The organism is Streptomyces zhihengii (assembly GCF_016919245.1).
Lineage (GTDB): Bacteria > Actinomycetota > Actinomycetes > Streptomycetales > Streptomycetaceae > Streptomyces > Streptomyces zhihengii.
In genome coordinates, this window is record NZ_JAFEJA010000002.1 from 2,355,605 (window position 1) to 2,376,383 (window position 20,779).

Annotated in this window: 20 protein-coding genes; 12 read left to right on the forward strand and 8 right to left on the reverse strand. The window is 69.1% G+C overall.

Annotated features, from left to right (window positions below):
• Window positions 1-24: 24 nt before the first annotated feature.
• Together JE024_RS42020 and JE024_RS37785 are read right to left on the reverse strand one after the other, a co-directional pair.
• Window positions 25-3,066, reverse strand: coding sequence for an AfsR/SARP family transcriptional regulator (locus JE024_RS42020; protein ID WP_205378331.1), 3,042 nt, complete (start codon window positions 3,064-3,066; stop codon window positions 25-27).
• Between the two features lie 52 nt (window positions 3,067-3,118).
• On the reverse strand, window positions 3,119-3,520 hold the full coding sequence (locus tag JE024_RS37785; protein ID WP_244883539.1) for a M15 family metallopeptidase domain-containing protein: 402 nt from the start codon (window positions 3,518-3,520) through the stop codon (window positions 3,119-3,121).
• 517 nt (window positions 3,521-4,037) lie between these two features.
• On the opposite strand from JE024_RS37785, the gene JE024_RS42025 reads away from it, so the two are divergent.
• From JE024_RS42025 to JE024_RS37800, 4 genes are all read left to right on the forward strand, one after another.
• Entirely contained in the window at window positions 4,038-4,169 is a 132-nt protein-coding gene (locus JE024_RS42025; protein ID WP_280521590.1) for a hypothetical protein, read from the forward strand.
• Between the two features lie 490 nt (window positions 4,170-4,659).
• Window positions 4,660-5,397, forward strand: coding sequence for an ATP-grasp domain-containing protein (locus JE024_RS37790; protein ID WP_205378589.1), 738 nt, complete (start codon window positions 4,660-4,662; stop codon window positions 5,395-5,397).
• Between the two features lie 221 nt (window positions 5,398-5,618).
• Window positions 5,619-5,819, forward strand: coding sequence for a hypothetical protein (locus JE024_RS37795; RefSeq protein WP_205378332.1), 201 nt, complete (start codon window positions 5,619-5,621; stop codon window positions 5,817-5,819).
• A 384-nt stretch (window positions 5,820-6,203) separates the two neighbouring features.
• Complete coding sequence (locus tag JE024_RS37800) at window positions 6,204-6,923, forward strand: hypothetical protein (protein ID WP_205378333.1); 720 nt, start codon at window positions 6,204-6,206, stop codon at window positions 6,921-6,923.
• A gap of 389 nt (window positions 6,924-7,312) precedes the next feature.
• On the opposite strand, the gene JE024_RS37805 is transcribed toward JE024_RS37800, so the two are convergent.
• Window positions 7,313-7,987 (reverse strand): hypothetical protein, encoded by a 675-nt coding sequence (locus JE024_RS37805; RefSeq protein ID WP_244883540.1) that lies wholly within the window; start codon window positions 7,985-7,987, stop codon window positions 7,313-7,315.
• Between the two features lie 478 nt (window positions 7,988-8,465).
• On the opposite strand from JE024_RS37805, the gene JE024_RS37810 reads away from it, so the two are divergent.
• From JE024_RS37810 to JE024_RS37825, 3 genes are all read left to right on the forward strand, one after another.
• Window positions 8,466-8,627, forward strand: coding sequence for a hypothetical protein (locus tag JE024_RS37810; RefSeq protein ID WP_205378335.1), 162 nt, complete (start codon window positions 8,466-8,468; stop codon window positions 8,625-8,627).
• 726 nt (window positions 8,628-9,353) lie between these two features.
• Window positions 9,354-10,558 (forward strand): IS3 family transposase gene (locus JE024_RS37820; RefSeq protein WP_205378336.1). Its coding sequence is split into 2 segments (ribosomal slippage): window positions 9,354-9,645 and window positions 9,645-10,558, totalling 1,206 coding nucleotides; the frame shifts between segments, so codons are not numbered across the junction.
• 38 nt (window positions 10,559-10,596) lie between these two features.
• Entirely contained in the window at window positions 10,597-11,037 is a 441-nt protein-coding gene (locus tag JE024_RS37825; protein WP_205378337.1) for a hypothetical protein, read from the forward strand.
• A gap of 13 nt (window positions 11,038-11,050) precedes the next feature.
• Here JE024_RS37825 and JE024_RS37830 read toward each other — a convergent pair whose 3' ends face one another.
• On the reverse strand, window positions 11,051-11,263 hold the full coding sequence (locus JE024_RS37830; protein ID WP_205378338.1) for a hypothetical protein: 213 nt from the start codon (window positions 11,261-11,263) through the stop codon (window positions 11,051-11,053).
• A 19-nt stretch (window positions 11,264-11,282) separates the two neighbouring features.
• Here JE024_RS37830 and JE024_RS37835 point away from each other — a divergent pair, with 19 nt between their 5' ends.
• From JE024_RS37835 to JE024_RS37850, 4 genes are all read left to right on the forward strand, one after another.
• On the forward strand, window positions 11,283-11,525 hold the full coding sequence (locus tag JE024_RS37835; RefSeq protein ID WP_205378339.1) for a hypothetical protein: 243 nt from the start codon (window positions 11,283-11,285) through the stop codon (window positions 11,523-11,525).
• Between the two features lie 368 nt (window positions 11,526-11,893).
• The gene (locus JE024_RS37840; protein WP_205378340.1) at window positions 11,894-12,067 is read left to right on the forward strand and encodes a hypothetical protein; all 174 of its coding nucleotides are present in this window, start codon (window positions 11,894-11,896) and stop codon (window positions 12,065-12,067) included.
• 623 nt (window positions 12,068-12,690) lie between these two features.
• Window positions 12,691-12,867 carry a hypothetical protein gene (locus JE024_RS37845; RefSeq protein ID WP_205378341.1) on the forward strand — a complete coding sequence of 59 codons (177 nt, stop codon included), beginning with the start codon at window positions 12,691-12,693 and terminating at the stop codon, window positions 12,865-12,867.
• A 29-nt stretch (window positions 12,868-12,896) separates the two neighbouring features.
• Window positions 12,897-13,253 carry a hypothetical protein gene (locus JE024_RS37850; RefSeq protein WP_205378342.1) on the forward strand — a complete coding sequence of 119 codons (357 nt, stop codon included), beginning with the start codon at window positions 12,897-12,899 and terminating at the stop codon, window positions 13,251-13,253.
• 165 nt (window positions 13,254-13,418) lie between these two features.
• On the opposite strand, the gene JE024_RS37855 is transcribed toward JE024_RS37850, so the two are convergent.
• The 3 genes from JE024_RS37855 to JE024_RS37865 form a co-directional block, all read right to left on the reverse strand.
• Window positions 13,419-14,174 carry a transposase family protein gene (locus JE024_RS37855; RefSeq protein ID WP_205378343.1) on the reverse strand — a complete coding sequence of 252 codons (756 nt, stop codon included), beginning with the start codon at window positions 14,172-14,174 and terminating at the stop codon, window positions 13,419-13,421.
• A 159-nt stretch (window positions 14,175-14,333) separates the two neighbouring features.
• The gene (locus tag JE024_RS37860; RefSeq protein WP_205371596.1) at window positions 14,334-15,467 is read right to left on the reverse strand and encodes an IS630 family transposase; all 1,134 of its coding nucleotides are present in this window, start codon (window positions 15,465-15,467) and stop codon (window positions 14,334-14,336) included.
• Between the two features lie 88 nt (window positions 15,468-15,555).
• Window positions 15,556-16,380 carry an MBL fold metallo-hydrolase gene (locus tag JE024_RS37865; protein WP_205378344.1) on the reverse strand — a complete coding sequence of 275 codons (825 nt, stop codon included), beginning with the start codon at window positions 16,378-16,380 and terminating at the stop codon, window positions 15,556-15,558.
• Window positions 16,381-16,658: 278 nt separating this feature from the next.
• Here JE024_RS37865 and JE024_RS37870 point away from each other — a divergent pair, with 278 nt between their 5' ends.
• On the forward strand, window positions 16,659-16,982 hold the full coding sequence (locus JE024_RS37870) for a hypothetical protein (protein WP_205378600.1): 324 nt from the start codon (window positions 16,659-16,661) through the stop codon (window positions 16,980-16,982).
• 309 nt (window positions 16,983-17,291) lie between these two features.
• Here JE024_RS37870 and JE024_RS37875 read toward each other — a convergent pair whose 3' ends face one another.
• Window positions 17,292-20,777 carry a caspase, EACC1-associated type gene (locus JE024_RS37875; protein WP_205378345.1) on the reverse strand — a complete coding sequence of 1,162 codons (3,486 nt, stop codon included), beginning with the start codon at window positions 20,775-20,777 and terminating at the stop codon, window positions 17,292-17,294.
• Between the last annotated feature and the right edge of the window lie 2 nt (window positions 20,778-20,779).

Genomic DNA, 20,779 nt, shown 5'->3' on the forward strand with positions numbered 1-20,779 from the left:
CCGACCACACTGGGAGAAGCTCCTTCAACTGTGCTTCAGCCGCTCTGCACCTGCTTCTGCAGAACCGCTGATCTCGGCGAACTCCCGGGCTCCGCGCTCCTGGAACACGCCCATGGCGTGGGTGCGGCACGCCTGCGCCGCCGTCGCGTCACCGCGGGCCGCGTGCACGAGCGACAGGTCGTACTCGGTACGCGCCCGCCACACCTGGACGTCCATCGCCTCCCACAGCACCATCGCGGAGTCGAGGCGGCTCAGCGCCTGGTCGAGTCGTCCCCGCGCCAGGTGGAGCTGGCCGATCGACCGCAGTGCCACCGCCTGCCCGAAACGGTCGCCCGACGCGGTCGCCACGCCCAGCGCCCACTCCAGCCGGGGCAGCGCCTCCTGGTGCGCCCCGAGCCTGAACTGCGCCTTGGCATGTGCCCGTACGGCATAGGAGCGCATCAGCCGGTCACCGAGCGCGGCGAAGAGGTCCGCTGCCTGCGCACATGCGCCCAGCGCCGCCTCGTAGTCGCCGCGTGCCCGGTGGTACAGCCCTTCGGTGCGCAGGGCCAGCGCGATGCCGCGGTTGCTGCCCGCCTCCCGGTAGGCCGACAGGGCTGTGCCGATGTCGTCCCTGGCGCCCTCGTAGTCCCCTTGTTCCAGCCGGACCGAGCCGCGGATGCGGTGGACGTGACCGATGCCGCGCTGGTTGTCGAGGGCTCGCACCAGGATGCTGGCCTGGTCGAGGAAGTGCAGGGCCTCGGCGAGGTGGCCCGGTTCGCGGCACGCGGCCCCCAGACCGGCCAGTGCGGCGGCCTGGGCCCGCACGTCGTGCTCGATCCTGAAGCCGCTGAGCGCCTCGCCGTAGTGCGCGCGGGCCTCGGCGAACCGGTCCTGGGCGTAGCGGAGGCGGGCGAGTTCGGCATGCATGGCGGCCTTGGTGCCCTGCTCGCCGACGCGTTGGGCGGCCGCGACGCCGAGGGAGGTGATCCGCTCCCCGAACCGGTAGCGGCTGTCGCCCAGTTCGACGGCGGTGTGCGCCGAGAGGACCTCGCAGACCAGCACGTCGAGTCCGAGTTCGGCGGCGCGTTCGAGAGTGTGGGCGAGGCCGGGCTCCTCTCCCTCCATCCAGTCGGCGACACCGGCGAGGACGCGCCGGGTCCGCTCGGCGGGGGGCTTGGCCACGGTCACGGTCGCAGACGGCTGCCAGATCAGTGCCGCGGGCGGCCGGGTCGCCGCCACCGCCCGCAGCAGCGCCAGCCAGCCGTGCAGCGGCGCCTCGACGGTGTTCCTCAGGACGTGCGCCGGCTCCGTCTTCTCCGCGTACTCGCGGGCGAAGAGGCGTATCAGGTCGTGCAGGCGGTAGCGGTCCGTGCCGGTGGTGTCCACCCCGGTGAACTCCACCAGCTGGGCATCGACGAGTGAGTCCAGGACCCGCTGCGCGCCCGAGTCCGACAGTTCCAGCAGCCAGCCGACGACCCAGGCGGAGAAGTCCGGCAGCCCGAGGTGGCCGAGACGGCCCAGCGCCGTGCGGGCCTGCTCGCTCAGTGTCCCGAAGCTGAGGCTGATGGTGGAGCGTACCGCCAGGTCGCCGGCGCACAGTTCGTCGAGACGGCGGCGTTCGTCGTCCAGGCGTTCCGCGAGGGTGGCCAGCGGCATCCGGCTGCGCATCGCCAGCCGGGCCCCGGCGATGCGCAGGGCCAGCGGCAGATGGTCGCACGCCGCGAGGATGCGGGCCGCTGCGTCGGGCTCGGCACGCACCCGGTCCGCTCCGACGATGGTGGTGAGCAGTTCCATGGACTCATCCGGCACCAGCGCGCCCAGTTCGGTCAGCCGGGCCCCGGCGAGGCCGCCGAGGCGGTCCCGTGCGGTGACGAGGGCCGCGCATCCGCTGCCGGCCGGAAGCAGGGGGCGCACCTGCTGCTCGTTCGCGGCGTCGTCGAGCACGATGAGCAGCCGCCTGCCCGCGACGAGGGTGCGGTAGAGCTCGACCCTGGCCTGGTCGGACTCCGGCAACCGCCGTTCCGGTACGCCCAGCGCGCGCAGGAAGCCACCGAGGACCTCACCGGTGGTGGCCGGGCTGCCGGTCATGCCCCGCAGTTCCCTGTACAGCTGCCCGTCGGGGAAGCGGGCCGCCACCTGGTGGGCGGCGTGCACGGCGAGGACGGACTTACCGCTGCCTCCCGGCCCGGCGACGACATGGACCGGAGCGGTGGAGGCCAGGCCCTCCGCCAGCAGACGCAGTTCCCCTTCCCTGCCGGTGAAGTCCGGCAGGGAGGGAGGCAGATGGGCCGGCGGCTGGCGATTGGCCGCGCCTGCCGTCCGGTCCGGCTCGCCGGGCGGCGGGCCGTCGGGCGGTTGCAGGATCGATCTGTGCAACTCGCGCAGTTCCGGTCCGGGCTCGATGCCCAGCTCTCCGACGAGGGCGTCCCGGCCCGTCCGGAAGCAGGCCAGGGCGTCAGCTCTCCGGCCCAGGCGGTGAAGCGTGACCATCAACTGGCCGCGCAGCCGCTCGTTGACCGGATGCGCGTCAACCAGGGCGGTCAGCTCCGCCACATGGTCCAGTCGGCCCCCTGCCAGCTCAGCGGCGTAGAGCTGCTCGGCGGCCGACAAGCGCATCTCGTCCAGCCGCCGGGCCTCCCCTGCGAGCGGCGGGTCCGCGACGCCGGAGAGTGCCGGACCGTGCCACAGGGCCCTGGCCTCGCGCAGCAGGGCCGCCGCTTCGGCGAAGTCCTCGGCGGTGGCTGCCTCACCGGCCCGGGACAGCAGCCGGGCGAAGCGGTCGGCGTCGACGGACACGGCCTCGGAGCGCAGGGCGTAGCCGGGAGCCCGGGTGACGATGACGCCGTCGTGCCCGGCTTCGGCGAAGGCCCTGCGCAGGGTGGAGACGTAGGTCTGGATGAGGGCGCGGGCACTAGCCGGCGGGTTGTCGCACCACACGACGTCCACGAGCCGGGTGGCGGACACGACCCGGCCCGGCTCCAGTGCCAGGGCCGCCAGCAGAGCGCGGGGCTTCGCCCCGCCGAGGTCGATCCGGCCCCGCGCCCCCACGGCGTCAATGGGCCCGAGCAGTCGCACGTGCAGCATGTTGCCCCCTCAACAACGCTGTGAGGCGGCGTACGCCGACGAACGGTGTCACTCAGCGCTCGACCGGACCGTACCGTGCATGCCCGGCACTCCGCTGATACGCCCAAGAACAGTCGCCGTGGGACCAATGCCACCAGGTCTGAGCGTATGTGCTCAGTCCCGCGATGCTCAACGCCTTGCTCAGGGTGTGTCGTTGCTCCACAGCCACCGGGTCCGCCGCTCCTGGCCACAGCTCCGCGCCGTCCGCGCGGCACAGGGTCAGGTCCGCCGCGGCACCTGTCTCGTGCCCGGCGCACCGGAGTCCGGCACCGGTCCCGTAGCCGCCGATCACCAGCAGCCGCAGCCCTTCGGGCAGCATCGTCTGTGCCGTGACCAGGCGGTCCACCACGCCCAGTCGCAGCAAGACCGGCCCCCGCCCCGTGATCAGCAGGGCGGGCACGTCACGCAGATCCACCAGCCTCTCGCCGCACTCGCGCACCGGGACGGCGGCCGGTCCGGGCCGGTGCGGTCGCCCCTCGTCCAGAACTCCGCCCTCCGTACCGCGCGACTCCGTTCAGCGCCATGGTGCGGCTGCCTCCTTCAGGAATCCTTCAAAAGCTGCAGACGGCGTTCGTGCCGGCCGCACTCGTGCCGGCCGTGCTCGTCACTCCAACAGATCTCCCGGTCCGACGTACCGGACGACGACGAGCGTCCCCCTCCACCAGCACGGACGCGCGGACCAGCCACAGCATCCACCAGGCGAACCAGGTCGCCGTCATCCCGAAAACGCTCCCCTTCACCCCGCCCGGTGGCGGCGGGTACGAGGGATCCGCGGGCGCGAAGGCGGCGTTGTCGGCCTCGTCGGGGTCTGGCAGCCTACAACCACATCGCTTGGCGCACGGCGACGACTACCTCCCGCTGTCGACAACGCCGGTCTGTGGGCGACCGCGCGCAACGCCGACGGCGAAAGCGACACCACCGGCCGCTACCCGGTGACGCGGATCAGCCGGACCTGGGACGTACGCTCCACCCTCGAGCTCACCGTCCCTGGCATCGAACACCGCATGGAGACACCCGCGGACGGCACCCGCACCACCTACATGCTGCACCCGGACGGCTCCTGAGCCTGCGCCACGGCGCCCAGGGCCCGGGAATTGCCCACCGTCCATTAGGGCGGCCCGCGCCGGCTGTGAGACGAACTGGACCGCATCCGCACCTGGCTCGTCATCGACGGCGACCTGCCCATCTCGGGCGCGGGCGGTACGCATCGCCCCGTACGGTACCTGCCACTTCAGCCGCAGCGGCTGGCGGCCATCCTCGGCGCACCGCGTGTGTCACCCGCAAGCCTCGGCCCGAAGTCCCGGATCCGTCGGCCTGCCACGACGTCCCGTCCTACTCGCGTGACTGGACCCGGACCGGCCGACTCGGTCAGCCGGTCCCAGGTCGTATGTCGCCATCGAACGATCCTCTTCCGTCGGCTGCGGCCCTGACACTGCCGAGCCTGCCTCGGGTCAGGTCCACCATCGCACTGGACGACCAGCCCCGTAGCATGGCGGTTTTGCGGAGTGCAAGGGGAGTGCGGTGCTGGTCATGCCCGGGCGGCGGACGTCAACGATGGAACTGCTGGCCGTTGAGGCGACGGACCGGGGGATGCCGGTCAGGGAGGCCGAGGAGCCCGGCCTCGCGGGCCCCGCTCACTGGTACGGCGGACCGGTCGCGGGTGCCCAGCTGGCAGGCCGGCTCGGGTTCGCCCTGCTGGAGCCGGTGGACGACTGGCTCGCCGAGTTGCCGGAGGAGTTCACCGGCCGCCGGGTACGGGCCGGGACCGTCGCGGACGCATGGGCTATCGATCGGCCGACGTTCATCAAGCCGCCTCGTGACAAGTCCTTCCCGCCAGACGTGTACACCGACGGCTCCCGGCTGCCCTTCTCACTGGACCCGACGACACCGGTGCTCCTGTCCGATGTGGTGACCTTCGCGGCCGAGTACCGGCTGTTCCTTCTGGACGGCCGGATCGTCACGGCGAGCCGGTACGCGGTGTTCGGTCGGCTCGACCCCCGCCCGCTCGGCACGGAGCGCGCCGACCGTGCCGTCACCGCGCAGATCACCGAGTTCGCCGACCGGCTGGCCGCAGCAGCCGGACATACGCTGCCGAGCGCCGTCGTCGTGGACGTCGGGCAGTTGCTGGACCCGTACCGCCCAGGACACCGCTGGGCCGTGGTGGAGGCCAACATGGCGTGGTTCTCGCACGCCTACGCAGCCGATCCGGCACGGGTGCTGGACGTCGTCCTGCGTGCGGCCGGTCCACGCGAGCGTGTGCGGTCGCGAGATCTGGCATTCGAACTGCGGTGATCCGCACGGGCGAACCGGCTTCCCGTCCTCGCCGTGATCGCCTCCGCAGGCATCCGTAACCCGGTGAATCCACCGGCGGCCCGTCCGTTCCCTCCCGGAGCCACGAAACGGAGTACCGTCGACGAGAGAGCGCTGTCGCCGAGTGGCGATCGCGGCACCGCGTACGAACTCCACCGCGGCCCGGCCATGGCGCTCCGGGACCGGCCGTACAGTCCTGACCCATGGAATCACCACAACCCACGGACCCGCAGGCCGAGACCGTGCAAGGCCGCATCGCTCTCTGGCTGGACCCGGAGGACCTGCGTCGGCTCGCGTGGCACTGCTGTTGCGCCGACGACGCGACCGACGAGGACAAGGACCGCTGCGGACGGCTCCGCTTCCGGGCCGCCACGGCACTGCACAAGCATCAGAACTCGCCATGAAGACACCGACACTCATGAAACTACGGCCCGAGCACTCAAGCCGGCCGAGGACGCCCCACGTACCACTCGCTTCGCCGTTCAACAACGCGGAGAGATCCCGGGGGCAAGGTCAGCAAGGTGGTGCGCCCTTCGCCGGTCACCCACCGAGCCCGCTCATCGCGCTGCGGGTGAACGCCATTGATCTCCAGGTCCTCGCTGCGCGAGGATCGGAGGCGTCCATGAAGTGTCCCAGCAGCCACCCCCGCCCCAGCATGAGACCGCTCAACGCCCGGCGACCGCACCGCGATCAGGATCACGATCTGCAGCTGGAGTCCCTGTCCCGCAAAGATCTCCCGCTCAGGCCTCAGCTCCGCCGACCTGACGGTGACGCTGCATGATGGCCGCGTGAGCAGTGACGCGCATGCACACCCCATACGGATAGCCGGCTTCTACGACGGTCCTTTCGGTCTGAGCCCCGAGCTGCTGGACGAGAGGTTGTTCTGGATGGGGCACCTCTACCCCTGCGCCCAGGGCAGAGCCGGTGCGCTAATGTTCGGCCCCGGCTACGCCTGGGCTGACCACCGGGCCCACCGAGAGCGTCTGTGGCGGCGGCCTGAATGGCCCCTCTTCACCATCCCGCTCGCTGGCGGCCACCAGCTCCACGTCGTCTACCGCGCCGTTCCTGACGAGGAGGGGGTCGACTGCCTGGTGCACCATCCAGACTGGGACCGTGCCGAACTCCTCGCGCGCACCGACGGGCACTTCATGGGCCCCGGACTGTCCTGGCCGGACCTGGTCGCGGCTGCGGACAATGGTCTGCCCGGCGGCACCGTCACAGACCCCCACGCCCGCCTCCTGCTGCCCGCGTTCGCGGACTCGGCCACACCTCCGGAGGCAGTCGACCGCCTGGCCGCGGCCCTGCACGCCCGCCTGGGCGTGCAGTCCGCCGCGCCGCTCGCCACAGCCATGCTCGAAGAGCAAGGACCCACCGGTCCGGTGCGCTGGGCAACGACCGACAACGGCACGCGGAGCAACGACGGCAGGTACTCGTTCCGCAACCCTGCCAATGACTTCGCCCTGCCCGGCGACGGCCTGGCCCGGGTAAGTGCCGCACTGGCCGAGTAAAGGGCCGGGGCATGATCCGCCCTGAGAAGGTCTCACCGTGACTGGAGTGATCACGGCGACGGAACCGTCCTGGCGAGCCCGGGACAGTCCGGCAAGCTGGTGACGTTTCTGAGACGCGAGAAACCGGATGGCCTCCGACCTCGGCGGCCGCCTACCTTGGCGTCACCCTGCCCCCCCCCACCTGCGCCCCCGCCGACCTCGCCACGGGGGCGGGCTTCGGGCATCGCACACCGTCCACCCGCTGCTTCGCGGCCGCCTGCCCGGCGCATCCAGCCGACGTCCATACGCCCTCGGCGCGCCGCTCGTCGCGTACTGCTCGGTTCCGCGCGGGGCTGCCCGCAGCCGCGCTCACGCTCGGCGCCGTCGTGGGCAGCGGGCTCCGCTGTCCGCTACTGCGCCCAGTCGAAGACGCCCGACTCCAGGTCGATCTGGGCGTTGCCGCCGCCGAAGTTGACCCCGCCGACGCCGTCCTCCAGCTCGAAGACGTACGGTGTCAGCCCCTTCGGCAACGTCTGGCAGGGCATCACCGTTCCGCCGAGGTGCGAGATGCCCTCGACGGACGGCCAGAACGCTTCGAGATCCTTGTCGTTCGAGGACCAGGCTTGCACGTAATCGCCCTCGCCGTGGTCCGCCGGGGCGATGCCGGTGTTCGGGTCGCCGGTGCGCTCCCCGATCCAGACCGTGATTTCGGGGGCGCTGTCGTCCCAGGCGTTCTGGCCGCGGCTGTACTCGTCGCCGAGGCCGTCCGGCCGGATGTCGGCCGGGGGATCTACTCGGGGCGCGGCGAACTCCTCGGCGGTGAGCCAGATGAGCGCGTGCGCGCCGCCGATCAGGTCCTGCAGGTCCTGTTGCCGGGGGTGGCGGGCTGCGGCCGTCGCGGCCACCGCGGCGAGGAACGGATCGGCGGCCTGTTCCGGGGTGGGCACGGTGCCCGCCAGCAGCTCGTCCACGCCCTCGACGTCGTCGGCGACGTGGTCGTCGGCGTGGAAGAAGGAGACGGCTACCAGGTCCTGGCCCTTGCGCCGGTAGTCCTCGGGCAGTTCGAGGGTGATGACATGGGTCATCGGCAGCCCCGTGACAGGGCTCCGGGGCCAGGAGGCCTTTCCGATTCCGGGCGCACGACCGCCACACCAACCGGCGACGCGGGCCCCGGGCAGATCGATCTCGACGGGCTTGCCCGGCCGGACCGACAGGGCGTCCATGGACTCTCCGAACCCCAGGTTGTATGCCTTCACCTTGTTCCTCGTTCGTTCCGTTCGACTGCGACGGCGCTCAACCTACGCGAGGCCTCCGACAGTCCCGTCCCCGTCGTTCCCGCTCCGGCCGCCCGAAATAGTGTGCTCGTACGCCAGCCGCCCACTCCGCGTATGTCATGCCCGACGGATACCGGCGCACCCGGTCCGGATGGTCGGCGCGTTGCCGTACACGAGCGCTTGGTGCGTGCAGACCTACGCCACCCGGGTCAAGCGCGGCGAGTGGCACCTGTATGACGACGAACGTCGTGCGGCACCGACGTGGACGGAGGTCTGCGGTCGCTCCGCCATGTCCAGCTGGATCAACTACACCTCCATGGGCGGCGCGTTCAGCTCGGGCTTGTCCGGCAAGTACCGCCTGCTCGACAAGGACCCCTACTGCGTGATCCCCCAGCTCGGCCACTGCGGCGCCCCCAAGGCCACACTGACCTGCACCGTTCCCAAGCCGTAGAGGAGCCGCAGGTGGGCCGGCAGGATCGCTGCTGCCGGCCCACCCCGCCTCACAGAGGCCCCTCCACGAGCCTCCGGCCCTGCGGAGACTGAGGCTCCTCATCGGAGCAAACCCACGTCAGCCCCCCGCAGACAGTCAATGCGGGGCCAATTGTCCTCATCACGTTCACCGCCGGGACCGATCAGCGCCCGGAATGTTCTACGGCATAGTGGGCCCCAACGGCGCCGGCAAGACCACCACGCTGACTGCCATGTGAGGGCTGCGCCGTCCGACGGCGGGCTCGGTCAGGGTCGCCGGTCACGGAAGGTCTTGCCGGTTGGGGAACGCAGCCGGCGTGCGGCGGGTGCGGAGATTGGCCGCGGTGGGCCAGCGGCTTCCTCCGCGAGTAGGGCCAGGACGATCTCGGCAGGATCCCAGCGCTGGGCTTTCGCGGTGGGGATGATCTCCGCCATCGCTCGGCGGATGGTGGCAGCTCCAACCTTCGGGTCAGGGTGATCGCCTCCTCGAACGCGGCGCCGGACGTCGCGGCGACCGCCGACACAGGTGCCGCCAGCCGGGCCGGGGCTGGCGTCGTGGTTGCTGGAGTGCTGGTCATTGGTGCTGTCTTTCGTGTCGGAGGGGTCGGATAGGTTGCGGGGCATGGCAGAGACGAGTGAGGAGGGGCCTTGACCCCGGATGTTGAACACACGAGACACTGGATCCTGAGGATCTGAGAACGGACATCTCGTGGTCATGAAGAACTACCCGCCGCAGTTCAAGGCGGACGCGGTCGCGCTGTACGAGTCGCGGCCGGAAGCGACGATCAGGTCGGTCGCCGCCGATCTGGGGATCAATCCGGAGACCCTGCGGAACTGGGTGAGGGCCGCCGGCGTGAGTCGTCCCCGGGGCCGGCGGACGCAGGAACCCTATCCGCCGCCGGCCCCGCTGGAGGCGGAGAACGCCGCTTTGCGGAAGAAGGTCCGTGAGCTGGAGGAGGAACGCGAGATCCTGCGCAAAGCGGCGAAGTATTTCGCCGGGGAGACGCGCTGGTGAACCGCTTCCAGTGTGTCGCCGACCTCCAGCGCCGTCACGGCGTGAAGCGGCTGTGCAGCATCCTCGGCGTCAGCCGCTCGAGCTTCTACTACTGGCGCCGGACAGCCGCTGACCGCGCCGCCCGGCAATCAGCCGACGCCCGCCTGGCGACCCGGATACGGGCGGTGCACCAGGAATCGGACGGCACTTACGGAGTCCCGAGGATCACTGCCGAGCTTCGCGAGAAGAACGGTGAGGTGGTCAACCACAAGCGGGTCGCCAGGATCATGAGGGCGTCCGGGATCGAGGGGGTCCGGTTGCGTCGCCGGCACCGCACTACCGTCCCAGACCCGGCCGCGGCCAAGGCCCCGGACCTGATCGGCCGCGACTTCACCGCGGACAAACCGAACACGAAGTACGTCGGCGACATCACTTACCTGCCCATCGAGGGCGGGAAGTTCTGCTACCTGGCGACCGTCATAGACCTTGCCTCACGACGCCTGGCGGGCTGGGCGATCGCCGACCACATGCGCGCGGACCTCGTCACCGACGCCCTGGCCGCGGCGATCCGCACCCGCGGCAGCCTCGCCGGATCGATCATGCACACCGACCACGGAGCCCAGTACACGAGCAGAATTTTCGCTGAAGCATGCAGGTCAGCAGGGGTGCGGCGAAGCATGAGCGCGGTCGGGTCCAGCGCGGACAATGCACTCGCCGAGTCCTTCAACGCCACCTTCAAACGCGAGACCCTGCAGGGACGGAAAAGCTGGTCCACCGAGCGCGAGGCCCGGCTCGACGCCTTCCGATGGCTCCACCGCTACAACACCCGACGCCGACATTCCTACCTCGGGCAACGATCACCGATCGCCTTCGAGGAAGCTCTCCAGCTCACACCAACTACGCTGGCCCAAGCCGCATAACCCGTGTTCAGGATTCGGGGTCAAGGCCCGAGAACGGGGTGGCCGAGGCTGAGCGGCTGGCCGAGCAGGTCCGTGACGAACTCACGGCGGCCGGCCTGCCCGTCGCTTCTCCCGGCCTTGCCCCTGAACTGGCCATCGGCGCGATGGTCCGTGTCGACGCGTGGAATCACCACTTTCACGGCGAAGAGATCGAGGTTGTCGTGAGTTGGAAGGTCAGCTCCCGGCTGCGGAGCAACGCGATGCGAGACGCGCGGCAGCACCAAGGGGTGACCCCGGCGATCCGGCAGTCCGGCGAGACCCAGATCGCGATGGCCGCCGCAGTGATCGCCATCCTGTCCGCGGCCGGATTCACCGCCCGGGACCACGACAACGACATGAGCCCGTTCGACGTGCGGGTTCTCGCTGGCCCTGAGTGGGGCCGCAGGCCTGCTTGGGGCTTCCCGGACGAGGACCTGGATCCGCCCAGTTCTGCGACCTGACGCGCCGGCGAGCTCAGTTACCGAAGCCCGACCAGGCGGAGGTGCCCAGTTGCAGGCTGTGGGCTTCACTGCGGCGGATCGGCTCGGTGCGGTTGTCCTCGCCCTGGCGGTCCAGGATCGACAGCTGGTCACCGCTGGCGAAGCGTCCGACCGTCGCGGCGGTGCCGAGTGCGCGGTCGACGTCGGCGGTCCCGTAGAGCTTGGCGAGCGCGACCGCGTCGGTCATCTTCGCCCTGATCCGGCGGATGCCCGTCGCCGCGGCCTCGACCAGCCAGGCCCCGCTCGGGGCCGATCGTCAGGAACTGGGCCTCGGCCGGGTTGATGGGCTTCGGGGTGCGCTCGCCCCGCGGGGCGTCGGGGTAGTGCTCGTCGGCGATCCGCGGACTGCCCGCCGTCGAGCGCTGCTGGCGGCCGCGGCCCAGGCAGCGGCCGATGGCGTCGAGGCGTGTTCGCACTGCGGCGTCGACGCGGCCCTCGGTATTACCTGACCATCGGGCAGCAGCCTTCCGCTATCACGAGTTGTCCGGGGGCCGGCAGAAGCAGAAGGAGATCCGCCGGCCCCCGCCCCCGCACAGCCCACGGACAGCCGTTCCCGGCGACCGGCCGGCCGCACCGCCTGCGGAAGCCGTGTCCGCCGAGCCGCCCTGTGATACCTGGGTGCCGGTGCGATACCCGGGTGCCGGGTTTCTGGCCGCGGTCCTGCACCGGCCCCGTCACCGGTCCCGGGCGACAACCGCAAGAACTGCAGAGGGAGGAGAGAGGCCCGGCTGCCGGCATTCGACTCGCTGGTCCTGCAGTGGGGGTTCCGCCCCGGCCTGTCCGGGTGGGACGGCTTTTTCTACCTGTGGAGGACTCCATGACCTTTGACCCGGCGATGCTCTTCGCTGTGCCGTTGATCCTCGCGCTCGGCGTGATCTGTCTGACCGTGGTGTGCGTCGTCGCGCTCCTGCGGGCACGTCGCACGGACACCGTCTCCGTGGTGCGCGCGCTGCCCGAACTCGCGGCCGTCTTCCTGCGCCGCCGCCGGTGACGGGCACCAGGAGCACGAGACATATCCGCGCCGGGACCCGCCGCCGACGGCACCCGGCGCCCGGGTGTGTCAGCCTCGGGGGCCGAGCGGCAGGTGCCGTGCCTCGCGCCGGATCCGAACGGCGATCCGCTGCGCCACCCGCGCGCGGCGCAGGGCGGGACCGGTGAGGTGGCGGGGGAGGGGTGCGGGCTCGCCGCGCCCGGTTAACGGGCCGCCCGGCATCCACATGGACGACATCCCGACCGCTCCCCCTCCTGTGGCCGCGACTCCTGTTGAGGGTTGTTGTTGCAGGTCAGGCGACAACGACAACGCCAACAACGTTCCGGAGAAGGGGGTTGGAGAGGGGTTCCGTGTAGTAGCCATCGGCCAGGCCGGTGCAGTCGTCCACGACCCTGCCGACGTCCAACGGCATCACGCGGTGGGGAGGTGACTGACCGATGATCCTACGACTCCTCGCCGCCCTTGGAGCGGACGCGCCGATGTACTACTGCGTCCCCTGCGGCTGGTGGTACCCGTCCACGCACAGCCACTGACCGCACCCGCCCCGAGCCCCTGCCGCACCCCGCGGCAACGGCTCCGTCATTTCCCTCACACGGGCCATGCCGGCGCGGCACACTACCGCCATGGCACTGGAGTTGAGGTTCACCGGCGAGGACAAGGACATGACCTTCGACGAGCTGGAGGCGTTCGTACAGAAGGCCCGGGCCAACGAAGTCGACGGCAGCCGGCACGTCTACGCCGAACTGTCGACGTCCGGCAAGGTCAAGGTCCTCATCGTGAACCTCGGCGACGACGACTGACCACCAGGCATCCGAACCGAGGGCAGCCCATGAGCAACCCGTACCAGCCGCAGCCCAGCCCGTACGTCAACACGCCGCTCCCGACCGGGCGGCCGCGCATGTTCAACACCACCGCAGCGAAGGTGATCTGGACCCTCGTCCCGATCGTCACCATCAGCGTCGGCGCAGCGGTCCCGTTCGTCGTGGCCGCGGTGAAGGGCGTCATCAAGCCCTGGCTGGCCGGCGTGTACGTCGCCGCCGAGGTGCTCGTGCTCGGCATCAGCACGGCCTTCGCCGACCCGGACAGCGAGTCCCCGTTCGTCGGCTTCCTGATCATCATGCTGATCGTCGCTGCGGCAACACACACGTCGCTGCTCGACAACGACAAGGTGCGCATCGGGAAGTAGCCACGGCGTCCGACAAATAAGAGGCCTCACCGCACGGGCGGTGGGGCCTCTCCGACGTTTGCGTCATGCTCCGTCGTTCGTGACCTCCGCCAGGTGTGAGTGTCGTAGTTTTCCCAACTCGTGAGGCTGCTATTCAAGGATGGCACCACTGAGCGTTTTCCAACCTCACGCTGATGCGTGGTGAAGGACGACTACTGCCTTCACGACGTTGGTGATGCGGTTGGTGCTGCAGCGGAGTTTCCGCAGGAGCCGCCAGCCCTTGAGGGTGGCCATGGCCTGCTCGCCAAGGCAGCGGATCTTGGCGTGGGTGGTGTTGTGGCGGCGCTTCCACTGCTTGAGGCGGCGGCCCCGAAACGGGACCCGGACGTGCCCACCGGCTCCTTGGTACGCCTTGTCCGCCCAGCACTTGAGGCCCGCTGCGGCGAGGGCGTCGATGATCCCGTGCTGCCGGGCGGCGGTCAGGTCGTGGGTCGAGCCGGGCAGAGCCGGCGAGGCCCAGAGCAGCCGTCCGAGCGGATCGGTGAGGACCTGGACGTTCATGCCGTGGCGTTTGTGTTTCCCGGAGTAGTAGGGGGTGTCGGCGGCGATGCGGTCGATGGGCAGCAGGGTTCCGTCGAGGATGACGAACGCCTTGGTCCGGAGTGTCTTCATCGCCTCGGTCAAGGTCGGGGCGAGGGTGGCCAGAACCTCGATGGCTTCACGTATGTAGCGGTAGACGGTTGCGATCCCGATGCCGAACCCGGCTGCGAGCTGGGCGTAGGTGTCACCGCACCGAAGGTGGGCCAGGGCGAGCAGGGCCTGACGTGCCACGGGAAGCCGCCGCCACCGCGTCCCGATGTCCCGGCGCCTGGCCGTCAGTTGTCCGGTCAGGAACCGCAGGGTGCGGGTGGACAAGTCGATCGAGGACGGATAGACAAGCACGCGAAGCTCCTGGCGGACACGGGATTTCCTGGTCGAGAACCCGTCTACCGGGAGCTTCGTCGTTGCGCAGGACGGTCCAACTCGCCATCAGCGCCGCCAGCTGAGAAGAGGCTCACTGGCAGGGGCGTCTTGTGGCGGAAGCAGCTCTCTAGTGCCGGATCAGGCAACGTTTGCCTTGTTGACGACGGCGTGTAGGCGCCGGTCGTCGGCGTGGCGGTTTCGCCAGATGATGTAGCGGCGGATCATGCTGCCCTGCTCCTTGTGGTCGGCATGATCGGTGCCGTCGAGGGTGAAGTAGCGCAGGGCCGTGAACTGGGCTTCGATCCGGTTCAGCCAGGAGGAGTTCGTCGGCGTGTAGGCCATCTCGACGTTGTTCGCCGCCGCCCAGGTGCCGACCCGTTGGCATCTTTTCGTGGTCAGGTGCGGGGAGAAGTTGTCGCAGACGATCGCGATCCGCACCGTAGGCGGGTAAAGCGTGCGCAGGTAGCGGCAGAACTCCAGGAACTGGGTGCGCCGTTTGATGGGCTTGATGTGGCCGTAGAGCTTGTCCTTGGCCAGGTCCAGGGCGGCGAACAGGTGTCGCACTCCGCCGTAGCGGTTGTAGGTCGCCCGGCGCCGTCGGCGGGGTTCGCGGTCCGGGTCCTTGTGCTTGCCACCGCGTTCGGCCCACTGCCGTCCAGGGTGTGGCATCAGGTTGAGGGGGCCGAACTCGTCCATGCAGAAGACGACTTCGGGCTCGCGGTCCTCGGGTATGACCTCGCCGTCGGCGATCGCGTAGAGGTGCTCGACCCGGGCCTTCTTGGCCGCGTAGTTCGGATCGCGGGAGGTCTTCCAGGTCTTCAGGCGTTGAAAGGAGACGCCTTCCTCGCGGAGCAGGATGCGCAGTCCCTCGTGGCTGATGTCGTCGACCACCCCCTCGGCGACCAGGAAGTCCGCCAGCTTGGTCAGGCTCCAGGTCGAGAACGGCAGGTCGTGCTCGGTCGGCTTGGACTTGGCGATCTTCTTGATCTCGCGCCGCTCGGGCAGAGTGAAGGTCTTCGGCCGGCCGCCCTTGTACTTCGGATACAGCGAGTCGAAGCCGTCAGTGTTGAAGTTGTGGATCACGTCCCGGACCCGGTCATCGCTGGTGAACGACACCTCGGCGATCTTCGCCACCGGCATGCCCTGCGCGGACAGCAGCACCATCTGGGCCCTCCGCCAGGTCACCACCGACCCCGTGCCCCTGCGGATGATCCTCAGCAGCCGTCTGCCCTCGTCATCGTCGATCTCGCGTACCCGTACTCGCTCTGCCACTCGGACAGAGTGACGGCCACGCGCCGCCCAGCACAGCACCAGGACGGCGCGTCACATCACAACAGGGCAAACGTTGCCTGCTACGGCACTAGTCAGGCGTCCCCTCGCGCTCGCTTCCTCGGGCGAGGCTTCGGGTCTGCCCTTCGTGAATGGCGCTTGCCCACTCCCAGCCGGGCTTGGGTGATACGACCCGTGGGTCGCTGGAGACCCGGGCGTCACGCAGGTCCTCCACGTACGCCCGATCCAGTTTGATCCTCGCGCGTACCTCATCGCCCTTGGCGACGGACCCGTGTCCGGGGATGAGGACATCGACGTCGCCCGCTACGCCCTCGAGCAGTCCCAGCCCGACGAGGTAGTCCTTAATCGGGTTATCCGCGTCGTCGAGCATGGGAACGAAGACATCGGAGAGCATGTCGCCGGCGATGAGAACCCGGCGCTCTTCGATCAGCAATGCCGCATGGCCCTGGGCATGCGCCGTGTGTTCGATGATCCGCACCGTGGGGCCGTTCCAGGGGAGTTGCGTGGTTTCAGCGGGCAGGCCAGTGATGAGGCCGTACCGGTCCAGCGATGTGTCCTCGGCGATTTCCGGCGGCAGCCCTTCGGTGACGCCGACCTTCCAGTCTGCGTTCGACAACACCTCCCGCATGAAGGCCGCGCAGCGGGCTGTGCCGTAGCGAGGCGCATCGCCGAGTTCGGCGTGCCAGAGCACGTGATCCCAATCAGGATGCGTCGAGAAACCCGCCGCCACGGGCTGGCCCAGCTCACGAAGGTCGTTCGCCAGGCAGGTCATTTCGGCGCCGGTGATCCCGGCGTCCACGAGCAGCACGCCGTCCCTGCCCTGCACGACAACGGTGTTGTTCTCGAGCAACTCACTCCGGTGGATCAGCACACCCTCGGCGACTTGCTTCAGCATGGGTCCCTCCCCGTTTGACATCCGTACCCTGCCAGAGGGTCTGGCCCACATCAACACAACCGGACGGGGGTATGTGATGGCGACTCCCTACGGCGAGACCGTCCACGGAGGCTTCTTCAGGGTTGAGCCCACGCCAGCTGAGGCCCCTGAGATGGCACTTCAGGTTGGAAGAGGCTCACTATGCCCCGCACGTGAAGCCGCTGCCTGGCGCCAAGAGGGTGGAGGGTTTCCCTAAACTTGGTGAGCGGAGTAAGGCGGTTTGGGGATTCGATGGAACGATGAATAGCGATGAGGTAGAAGAGCCCGGGCTTCTGGTGCTGATGCAGACAGGTAACGCCTCCATCGGCATCGGCGCCGGAGTCACCGGCGTCAGCTGCGGCGCCTGGCTCGTGCTGCACGGCCTCGCCGCCGTCACCCTCACCTCCGTCCTCATGGTCACCTTGCCCCTGGCCGCCCTCGCCCCCGCGATCGGTAGCGCCGTCCAGCACGCCTGCACTGCCGCAGCCCCGCACACGCACCACTACAACGCCCCGGTCACCCACCACTCGACCCACACCGAGCAGATCGTCCGCGGCCTGTTCGGCCGCATCAGCAACCGCTGACCCAGCGCCCCGCCCTTGCTCCGCAGCACGAGACGCAGCCCGGCCACAACCGGCACCCCGTCCTTCCTGAACCAGCGGCCCGCCGGCACGACCTCGCTGGCGGGCACAGCCCTGCCCACCCGGATCGGAGAAAACCCGTGCTCGTGCCCAGACCCCGCCGCCGTATTGGCCACCCCCGCTCACAGCGCCCGGCCCGATTGCCTCGTGCCTGGAGCTGGCGCCGTTCGTAGACGCGGGCTCCGGTCTGGCTGAGCGCATCGTTGCGGCTGGTGAAGTCGTTGGACGTCGTGTCGGCGGGCTGGGCTCACCTCATGTGATGCGGGAGAAGTATGTTTGGTTGTTCCAGGCACTTCGGGTGTCGGGGTGATCAGGACCCAGCACCTGGGCGCGGTCCTCGAACAGGCGCTTGAACAGCTGTGCGGCTCGTCTGCGGTTGCCGGCTTCGCCAAGGTTGTAGGCGTGGTCGTGCCGAGCCCTGAGGGTGTCCGGGTGATCGGGACCCAGTACACGGGTACAGTCCTCGACGAGATGCTTGAGCAGCTGTGCGGCTCGTCTGCGGTTGCCGGCTTCGCCGAGGTAGTAGGCGTGGTTGTGCCGAGCCCCGAGGGTGTCGGGGTGATCGGGACCCAGTAGACGGATCCGGTCCTTGGCCAAACGCTCGAAGAGTGACGCGGCTTCCTTCCGCCGGCCGGCTTCGCCGATGTTGTGGGCGTGGTTGTGTCGAGTCCTGAGGGTCTCGGGGTCGTCCGCGCCGATCACTCGGGTGCGTTCCTCGACAAGGCGACCGAACAGGCGGGCGGACTCTTCACGGCTGCCGGCCTGCCCGAGGTAGTAGGCGTGGGCGTGCCGAACCCCGAGGGTGTCAGGGTGAGCTGGACCCAGCAGACGGATGCGATCCTCGATCAAACGCCCGAAGAGCGATGCGGCTTCCTTCCGTCGGCCGGCTTCGCCGATGTTGTGGGCGTGGTTGTGTCGGGTGCTCAGGGTCTCGGGGTCGTCTGCGCCGATCACTCGGGTGCGGTCTTCGATCAGGCGTTCTTGTAGCTCTATCGCTGTCAGCCGCTGACCCGCCTCCCCAAGGTTGTAGGCGTGGTCGTGCCGAGCGTCGAGGGTGTTGCGGTGATCGGGGCCCAGTAAACGAGTACGGTCCTCGACGAGATGCTCAAGCAGCTGTGCGGCTCGTCTGCGGTTGCCGGCCTCGCCGAGGTTGCAGGCGTGGCTGTGCCGAGCGTCGAGGGTGTCGGGGTGGTCGGGGCCCAGTATGCGGGAGTGGTCCTCGGCGAGTTGACCGAACAGGCTGGCGGCCTCTTGGCGGTTGCCGGCCTGCCCAAGACAGTAGGCATGCTTGTGCCGAGCCCCAAGGGTGTCGGGGTGCTCAGGGCCCAGTACACGGATGCGGTCCTCGATCAAACGCTGGAAGAGTGATGCGGCCTCGTTCCATCGGCCGGCTTCGCCGATGTTGTGGGCGTGGTTGTGTCGGGTCCTCAAGGTCTCGGAGTCGTCCGCGCCGACTACTCGGGTGCGGTCCTCGATCAGGCGTTCCTGTAGCCCTGCCGCCTTCAGCCGCTGACCGGCTTCGCCGAGGTCGTGGGCATGTTGATGGCGCGTATAGAACGTGTCAGGGTGATCGGGGCCCAGTACACGGATGTAGTCCTCGACGAGGCGACCTAACAGCTGTGCCGACTCTTCACGACCGCCGGACTCCCCGAGACAGTAGGCATGGTTGTACCGAGCCCCAAGGGTGTCGGGGTGCTCAGGGCCCTGCACGCGGACGCGGTCCTCGGCCAGGCGCTGGAAGAGTGATGCGGCTTCCTTCCGTCGGCCGGCTTCGCCGATGTTGTGGGCGTGGTTGTGTCGGGTGCTCAGGGTCTCGGGGTCGTCTGCGCCGATCACTCGGGTGCGGTCCTCGACGAGGCGTTCTTGTAGCTCTATCGCTGTCAGCCGCTGACCCGCCTCCCCAAGGTTTTCGGCGTGCTTGTGCCGAACCCACAGGGTTTTCGGGTGGTCGGGGCCCAGTGCACGGGAGTGGTCCTCGGCGAGTTGACCGAACAGGCTGGCGGCCTCTTGGCGGTTGCCGGCCTGCCCGAGACAGCTGGCGTGGCTGTGCCGAGCGTCGAGGGTGTCGGGGTGCTCAGGGCCCTGCACGCGGATGCGGTCCTCGATCAGGCGCTGGAAGAGTGATGCGGCCTCGTTCCATCGGCCGGTTTCGCCGATGTTGTGGGCGTGGTTGTGTCGGGTCCTCAGGGTCTCGGGGTCGTCCGCGCCGATCACTCGGGTGCGGTCCTCGATTAGGCCTTCCTGCAGCTCTGCCCCCTTCAGCCGCTGACCCGCCTCCCCAAGGTAGAAGGCGTGGCTTTGCCGAACCCACAGGGTTTTTGGGTGGTCGGGGCCCAGTGCACGGGAGTAGTCCTCGGCGAGGTGACCGAACAGGCTGGCGGCCTGCTGGCGGTTGCCGGCCTGCCCGAGACAGTAGGCATGCTTGTGCCGAGCGTCGAGGGTGTCGGGGTGCTCAGGGTCCTGCACGCGGATGCGGTCCTCGATCAGGCGCTGGAAGAGTGATGCGGCCTCGTTCCATCGGCCGGTTTCGCCGATGTTGTGGGCGTGGTTGTGTCGGGTCCTCAAGGTCTCGGGGTCGTCCGCGCCGATCACTCGGGTGCGGTCCTCGACGAGGCGTTCTTGTAGCTCTATCGCCTTCAGCCGCTGACCGGCTTCGCCGAGGTCGTGGGCATGTTGATGGCGCGTGGACAACGTGTCGGGGTGATCGGGGCCCAGCGCGCGGATGCGGTCCTCGATGAGGCGACCGAACAGACGGGCCGACTCTTCACGACTGCCGGACTCCCCGAGACAGTAGGCATGCTTGTGCCGAGCCTCCAAGGTGTCGGGGTGATCAGGACCCAGCACACGGATGCGGTCCACCACGACCTGCTTCAGGAGAGACTCCTCGGACGCTTCGCCGTCGGCAGCTACGTCGGACTGCCGACTGTTGCCGTCCGTGCCGGAGGACGGCACCTCCAGCGAAGAGGGCGCGTCGCCATGCAGTGGTGGAGCGGAGGGTGCGGTGGCGCGGTTGCGCGCCAAGGCGATGAGCCCTCCGCTATTGCGATTGCGCTGTTGCGGCAGGGGCCGGGACTTTGCCGCGAGCGAGCGGTGGAGGTGCCGGTAGAGGGTGCTCATGTCGATCGGGTCCGGTGCTCCCGGGATTCCGTCGGCGAGCGCGGTGATCAGTTCCCCGGTGAACGCCGTATATCGCTCTCCAGGCGGGGAGACGGCTGCGCGCGTCTCGGCGGACGCCGTGAGCAGGCAGGTTCCCTCCACTATCGCGTGGTCGGCGACCTGCTCACTCGCGCTCATGCTCCCGACGAGTGCTCGTCCACTGAAGCAGCAGTCCAGAATCACCACGGTCCGTTGAGCAGTAGCCTGCGAGCTCAGCACGGCTCGGCGCAGATACTCGTACCGCAGAGCCGTGTACTCGCGGTCGTGTCTCGAATCGGGCAGGGCCAGATAGAGCTCATCGGTGTAGGGATCGGTTAGACCATGCCCGGCGTAGTAGATCAGCAGGGTGTCTCTTGCTCGGCTGGCCGCTTCCTGCACTGCACCCAGCACCATTTCGGCACTGAGCGGTTGAGAAAGCACGCGGCAGTGTTCGGCCGGCAGACCCCACACCGCGGGGTCGGTCAGTACACTGCGCAGGCCCTTCAAGTTTTGAGCGACCGCAGGCAAATCGGCCAAACTCTTATACGAGTGCACCCCTATCAGGAGAGCTTGGGAAACAGCCGGGTCCGGTAACTCCGCCACCG

Coding starts and splice junctions, on each gene's coding strand:
- JE024_RS42020 (WP_205378331.1), bottom strand. CDS start 3,066: ATGCTGCACGTGCGACTGCTCGGGCCCATTGACGCCGTGGGGGCGCGG.
- JE024_RS37790 (WP_205378589.1), top strand. CDS start 4,660: ATGGAACTGCTGGCCGTTGAGGCGACGGACCGGGGGATGCCGGTCAGG.
- JE024_RS37795 (WP_205378332.1), top strand. CDS start 5,619: ATGGAATCACCACAACCCACGGACCCGCAGGCCGAGACCGTGCAAGGC.
- JE024_RS37805 (WP_244883540.1), bottom strand. CDS start 7,987: ATGACCCATGTCATCACCCTCGAACTGCCCGAGGACTACCGGCGCAAG.
- JE024_RS37810 (WP_205378335.1), top strand. CDS start 8,466: ATGTCCAGCTGGATCAACTACACCTCCATGGGCGGCGCGTTCAGCTCG.
- JE024_RS37830 (WP_205378338.1), bottom strand. CDS start 11,263: ATGACCGACGCGGTCGCGCTCGCCAAGCTCTACGGGACCGCCGACGTC.
- JE024_RS37835 (WP_205378339.1), top strand. CDS start 11,283: ATGCCCGTCGCCGCGGCCTCGACCAGCCAGGCCCCGCTCGGGGCCGAT.
- JE024_RS37840 (WP_205378340.1), top strand. CDS start 11,894: ATGACCTTTGACCCGGCGATGCTCTTCGCTGTGCCGTTGATCCTCGCG.
- JE024_RS37845 (WP_205378341.1), top strand. CDS start 12,691: ATGGCACTGGAGTTGAGGTTCACCGGCGAGGACAAGGACATGACCTTC.
- JE024_RS37850 (WP_205378342.1), top strand. CDS start 12,897: ATGAGCAACCCGTACCAGCCGCAGCCCAGCCCGTACGTCAACACGCCG.
- JE024_RS37865 (WP_205378344.1), bottom strand. CDS start 16,380: ATGCTGAAGCAAGTCGCCGAGGGTGTGCTGATCCACCGGAGTGAGTTG.
- JE024_RS37870 (WP_205378600.1), top strand. CDS start 16,659: ATGAATAGCGATGAGGTAGAAGAGCCCGGGCTTCTGGTGCTGATGCAG.